The 6,488-nt window shown below is 50.4% G+C and carries 5 protein-coding genes; 4 read left to right on the top strand and 1 reads right to left on the bottom strand.

Annotated elements, in window-relative coordinates; genetic code table 11:
- Positions 1–2,240: hypothetical protein (locus AC3DOM_RS14330; RefSeq protein WP_487919728.1), on the top strand; the 2,240-nt coding region annotated here is incomplete at its 5' end.
- Between the two features lie 50 nt (positions 2,241–2,290).
- On the top strand, positions 2,291–3,307 hold the full coding sequence (locus AC3DOM_RS14325; protein ID WP_487919727.1) for a hypothetical protein: 1,017 nt from the start codon (positions 2,291–2,293) through the stop codon (positions 3,305–3,307).
- A 279-nt stretch (positions 3,308–3,586) separates the two neighbouring features.
- Here AC3DOM_RS14325 and AC3DOM_RS14320 read toward each other — a convergent pair whose 3' ends face one another.
- Positions 3,587–4,321, bottom strand: a complete 735-nt coding sequence (locus tag AC3DOM_RS14320) for a class I SAM-dependent methyltransferase (RefSeq protein ID WP_487919726.1) — start codon at positions 4,319–4,321, stop codon at positions 3,587–3,589.
- A gap of 26 nt (positions 4,322–4,347) precedes the next feature.
- On the opposite strand from AC3DOM_RS14320, the gene AC3DOM_RS14315 reads away from it, so the two are divergent.
- Together AC3DOM_RS14315 and AC3DOM_RS14310 are read left to right on the top strand one after the other, a co-directional pair.
- The gene (locus AC3DOM_RS14315; protein WP_487919725.1) at positions 4,348–6,006 is read left to right on the top strand and encodes an elongator complex protein 3; all 1,659 of its coding nucleotides are present in this window, start codon (positions 4,348–4,350) and stop codon (positions 6,004–6,006) included.
- A gap of 2 nt (positions 6,007–6,008) precedes the next feature.
- The coding region (locus AC3DOM_RS14310) for a sulfite exporter TauE/SafE family protein (protein ID WP_487919724.1) at positions 6,009–6,488 on the top strand (480 nt) is incomplete at its 3' end.

Below are 6,488 nucleotides of genomic sequence, written 5' to 3'. Positions count from 1 at the left end.
AGGCGCGCAGCCGTGAAAAAGATCGGCTGATCGTCCATCTCACCTTGAGCGGAAATGCTTCCTTTTCCACCGCCAATTATCTCCAAATGACATCTCGCACAGCAGAGGAGTTTTACAAGACTCCTGGCTCTGTCACTGCGGCATTGCGTGCAGCCGCGACCACACTGAATGGAGATCTTCTCGAACGCAATATGACATCCAGCGGGCAGGGACTCTATACTCTTGGGCACCTCGTTTTGGGTGCGCTGCGAGGAGAACAATTTTATATCCTGGAATCTGGCCCAACCCATGTTTATTGGATGGCAGGGGCAGAACGCAAGGATATTCACGATCCCCTGATGGCCGGACGTGGTCTGGGATTGGGGCAGGCGACCAATTTTTATCTTTCACAACTCACGTTGCGCACGGGGGGACGTTTGCTGATCGCAGCCAAAATTCCTCCCGCCTGGGAGCAGATTCTGCAACGCGACAACCGATCCGCTTCGCTGGAGGCTGTCCGCAGTTTGATGATGACGGAAAGCACCGAAGATGGGAACGCGGTTATGTGTGAAGTACAACCTGGTCGCGGAGAAATGACTATCCTCAAGCCGGTACGATCCGTCTCACTGACCCCGGAAAGTATCTCAAAGAAGATCGCCGAAGAACCGCAAGTCGAGAGTACACCGATAGCCAGTCATCGTCCTGAGCCGCAACGCATCCCACCGTCGCCGGGGATCGATTCAATTGCCGTGCCGCGTAAAGATAGCGTTAGCAAGCCTCCAGGCGTGCTTGTTATTCCAGATTCGATTCCGCGACAGGCGCCAAAACCAGCCCCTACTCCTGACAAAATGGCATCTCCTCCGGTTGAGCATTTTGTCGAAATCAAGGATGATGCCTCTCTCGCCGAGCCGCCGGTTGGCGAGATTTTTGCCCGTGAGGGTGCCCGCACACTTGCGAGAGGGATGCAGGCCACGCGGGAAGGAAATACCCGCCTGAAAAACGCCGTCCGCACGATGATGCCACGTCTTTTACCTGGTAGCGATTCTGAAACCCCTGTTCATCTCCCCGGCTGGATAATGGGACTGATCGCTATCATTATTCCCTTGGTGGTCGTTACCATAGCCAGCATCGTATATTTTCTGTTCGGACGAGACGTGCAATATGAAACGCTATTTGCCGAAGCAGACGCAGCGCGCGCGCGTGCCGTCAGTCAGGATGACCCGGTTGCTGAGAGAATTGCATGGGAAGATGCGCTTGCAAAACTCAATCTGGCGGAGGAGCGTAATATCACCTCCGAATCGAAGGGCCTGCGTGATGAGGCCCAAACAAGTCTGGATGCGCTGCTTGGCATTATTCGGGGCGATTTTCAGCCTGCGGTAAGCGGGTTGCCGCGTGGGATTGAAATCACTGCAATGGCAGCTATTGACACCGAGATTTTTTTGCTGGATTCTGTTAATGGAGAAATCCTACGCGCCTTTTTGCTTGATAGTGGTTATCAATATGATGAGAACTTTATTTGCGGAAGGGGTGAATATGGCGGGAAATCTGTGGGGGTGCTGGTAGGGCTAAAAGCCTTGCCAAAGGCAAATGCGATGGCAGCCTCGGTGCTGGGGATTGATGATCGGGGTAACCTTCTTTATTGTGCAGCCAATCAGGTCCCACAGGCGCTTTCGCTCCAGGAACCCCCGGTTGGGTTTAAAGAAATTACCGCTATCTCGCTGGATTCGGAGGTACTCTATATTTTAGATGCCCTCTCGCGAGAAGTCTGGGTCTATGGTGGGCAGGCCTCCACATTTATTAATTACCCGACTGCATTCTTTGAAAATGCTCCCTCAGGGCTGGAAAATGCAGTTGATATGAGTGTAGATGGTAGCGATCTTTACTTGCTCTTTGCCGATGGGCATCTGGCAAGCTGCACTTACAGTCTGCTTGATACTGTTCCAACACGCTGTATTAACCCGGCCACGCTTATTGATACACATCCAGCTGCTGGTGGGGGTGATAGCTTTGGGCAAGCTCACTTTACCCAAATGCATCTCTCCACCCCACCTGATTCTGCGCTGCTACTTCTTGACCCTAAATCGCAGGCAGTTTTCCGTCTTAGCCCGCGCTCTTTTGAACTCCAAAACAAAATTCACCCTCGCAGTGATCACGAAGGCCCCATTTCCAGTGTCGCCCTAACAGCGATGACAACAAATTCTGCCCATGTTCTATTCATTGCACAAGGTGGCAAAATCTATCAGGCTGGCGATGTGCCTTAGTATGATAAAGCCGATTTTTAAAAATCGCTAAGCCTATAATAGGAGGATTCATGTCTTTTTTACTCGACCTTCTGCGAAAAATTTTTGGATTTGGAAAAAAACCCCCTGCTCCGAAACCAGACCCAAAACCTGCTCCCCCTGTAAATGATCCAAATGAACCCGCAAATATTACCGTTAACCGTGTTCTGGCCATTATTTACAATCCGACAATGGATGCTGAGATAGGCGAAAAACTTGCCGACCAGGCAGGTTGGCATCGCCCCGCCGACCTTATGACTGGTTTCTCTGCCGATCTACAGGAAACCAGTCATGGCATGGTGCGCAATGAAATAATCGAGCGCATCGAAGTGGATGAATTCCCTGTCAAGGCAGATGGATTCCGATACTCGCCCTCTCAATATCTCGATGTCTTGCATGGGATCACCCCGCAGCATGAACCTCATCAGGTAGATTATCAGGCTATCCTGGGTGATTTTAACATTGCCGAACGCGTTGAAAATAATGAGATTGATGAGGTGTGGGTTTTCGCCTTCCCCTACGCAGGTTTTTATGAATCGGTCATGGCTGGCAAGGATGCCTTTTGGTGCAACGCACCTCCTTTGGAAGGGACAGCTCATATCTCCCGTCGATTTTTAATGATGGGTTTTTCTTATGAGCGCGGTGTTGGAGAAATGCTTGAAGCCTTCACGCATCGCATTGAATCAATCATGAAAAAGACCTTTGCCAAGACAAGTGGCGATGCCAATCTTTGGAAACGTTATACACGTTACGACAAAAAGAATCCCGGGCAGGCCAACCTTGGCAACGTCCATTTTGCCCCCAATAGTCTTCGCGATTACGACTGGGGTGACCCCCGCTTTGTTTCCAGCAACTGTGACGATTGGTACAACTTCCCTGATTTTCAGGGTATCACCCGTCAGGTGAATGCCAGCGAATGGGGCAATGGAGATATTCGCCTGCATCATCGCTGGTGGATGGACCACATCCCTCACGTCGCCGGGCGGATCAATGGTATTCATAACAACTGGTGGCAATATATTATGGACCCTCAAAAGGTGGAGGTTTAAGCTCCCAAGGGAACAATCAAGTTACGTAGTTGAGAATTTACGGTATATCCCCAAGAAAAATTGATGTGAATCTACAGTCTCTGAGCGGAGATGAAGCGAAGCATAATCGAAGTCGAAGAGCGATTCTTATAAACTCGTCCTTCACCCTATCGGGTACAGGCGACTACGTTCCACGCCGCTCAGGAACTGTACATTATTTACAAGATCTGAGTGTGCCCCACCTCACTGTCGGGATAAGAAAAAGCGCATCGCTCCAAAATTTGGCTTGCTTCCGCTAAATCAGGCCTGATGCGCTTCTTCTTTTACTTTTTTCCAAATTTGATACAGACCCAGATTCCCCGTTGCCCCATCAGAATAAAAGCTCTCAACTACATGGAAACCGCTCAGCTTGGCGAGACGGGATAACTCATCTTCGCTGAAATGGTGAACATAGCGGTAGCCTTTTCCGCCACGTCGCCAATCCAGCAGATAATCTCCCGAGTCAACATCGGCTTGCGCCAAACCAACCTGCTCCCATTGCTGGATGCGGGCGCGCAATCGTTCGCTATTCAGAAATTGCCAATTCGAGTGGATAAATTGCCCACCTGGGGCAAGCCGAGCATAGATATTATTCAGAATGCGAAGCCGTATCTCTTCGCCGGGAATGTGGTGCAGCGTGGCAAAAGAGGTAATTATTGACCACGGTTCACTGATTTCTGACCATTGCTTCGTAGTAATATCCATCGCCAGAAATCGGGCAGAAAACCCCTCGGGGATCTGCTCAGCGTCGTTGAGCAGGGGCAAGCTGAAATCCACGCCGAGAACCGATGCGCGGTGACCACTTCCTGCCAGTTGCCGGAGAAATTCTCCATTGCCACATCCCAGGTCCAGGATCGAATCATCCTGGCCGATCCGCTTCAGGATTTTTTGCACACCAGGCTGGATGCGCCCACGTGTGGCGGAAAACTCCCCGCCGAAACTCTGATAGAATTGACGATTAAGTTCGATGACCTGGTTAATGATCTTTTTATCCATCTATCCATTATATCTTGTGAGTACCTGTGTCTGAAGCAGAGATCTGGCTAAAATCCCGTGCGATCACACCCGAAAAGATGCGGCTGGCGCGTTTGGCGTTGGCTGAAATTCGCGCTGGAGAAGAAGCGCTGACAGCCCTGAAGCATCATCCCACTACGGATGGTTATATTGGCAAATACGCGCTGGTTGCGGCCTATAACGAAATGGTGGCAAGTGGTGAGATGATGGCGGATGGCGAAATTTTGGCACGCATCCGCATGAAACCGGTCCGGACACTCTCAGGCGTAACGACGGTAACAGTGCTTACCAAGCATTATCCCTGCCCGGGGAAGTGCATTTTTTGCCCCGATGATGTCCGGATGCCAAAATCATATTTGCCAGATGAGCCGGGTGCGATGCGCGGTTTACATCATGAATTTGATCCATATGCTCAGGTGGCTGCACGGCTGGAAGCATTACAGGCCGTCGGGCATCCGACCGACAAGATCGAGTTATTGATCCTTGGCGGAACGTGGAGTGCCTATCGACGTGACTACCAGGAATGGTTTGTGAAGCGGTGTTTTGATGCGTTAAATATTAACCACGAAGAGCACGAAGGGAAAAACAATATACTAAAAGACCCCGCGGACTCTGTCCGCTCTGTGATAAATCCTGGAGATTTGGTGGAGGCGCAGGAAATCAACGAAACTGCTGCGCATCGTAACGTGGGCCTGGTGATCGAGACTCGCCCGGACGAAATCACAGCGGGCGAATTGGCCTGGCTCCGTTATCTTGGTGTCACCAAGATCCAGATGGGGGCGCAAAGCCTCGACGACAAGATTCTCGCGTTAAATAAACGCGGACATACCGTGGGTGAGCTGAGAAGCGCCATGTCGCTGCTGCGCGCGGGAGGCTTCAAGATCGTGCTGCACTGGATGCCCAACCTTCTCGGCGCAACGCTGGAATCTGATCGCGCAGATTTTCTGCATCTTTGGGATGGCATCGCTCCGGACGAGATAAAAATCTACCCGACACAATTACTGGCGGAGACAGAACTGCATGAATACTGGCAGCGTGGCGAATATAAGCCTTATACGACCGAAGAACTGATCGCCCTGATTGCCGATGTGAAGCCGAGTATCCCGCGTTATTGTCGCGCGAATCGCGTTATTCGTGATATTCCCTCCCCCAATGTGGTTGAAGGCAATAAGCGGACCTCCCTGCGTCAGGACGTACATCTGGAAATGAAAGAGCGTGGAACGAAATGCGAGTGTCTGCGCTGTCGCGAGGTACGGGGAAAAAGAATTGATACTGAGAAACTAAAACTGGATGATCTTATTTATCAGGCTGAGTACGCCGAGGAACATTTCATCTCATTTGTCACTCCCGATGATAAGATCGCTGGTTTTCTGCGACTTTCGCTTCCTGGTAAAGATGCGCCAAAAACTGAAATTTCTGATCTTTCAGGAGCGGCGATCATTCGTGAGGTTCATGTTTATGGTCAATCCCTGGAGGTCGGTGCAGAGAAGAGCGGATCAGCACAACATGCCGGCCTCGGCACACGACTGATGGAGAAAGCAGAGCAAATTTCTCGTGCGAGCGGTTTCGAGCGGTTAGCAGTCATTGCTGCAGTTGGTACTCGGGAATATTATCTTGACCGTGGTTTTGAGCGCGGTGAGCTCTATCTGGTTAAAGAGCTCAAATAACAATGACAAATCCTTTGCTGATGAGTGTCGCTGGATTAGCGATTGGATTTATGATCGGCCTGACAGGGATGGGAGGTGGCGCGTTAATGACACCGTTCCTGATCTCGATGATGAAATTTGATCCTGTTCTGGCAGTGGGTACAGATTTGGCTTTTGCCGCAATCACAAAGGTTGTTGGGGGTCTTGGGCATCATAAAGAAAGCAAAATTTCCTTCAAACCAGTTTTGTGGATGGCGATTGGAAGCATCCCGGCATCCATATTGGGGTCGCAATTTATTTTGCGTCAAACGGATAATCGTCATCTCATTGAAGATTTTCTCCCCAATTTATTGGGTTGGACATTGATTATAGTAAGCATCATTATCATTGCACGTGTCTTCCGCTTATTAGGACCCAAAAAGGAATCGGAAGTCCGATATCCTTCTTCCTGGGCATTGATTGGGATTGGGGCAAGTGGTGGCGTATTGGTTGGGATGACTTCG

Source organism: Candidatus Desulfolinea nitratireducens, assembly GCF_982879505.1.
This window is presented reverse-complemented; position numbering and strand designations above follow the sequence as displayed.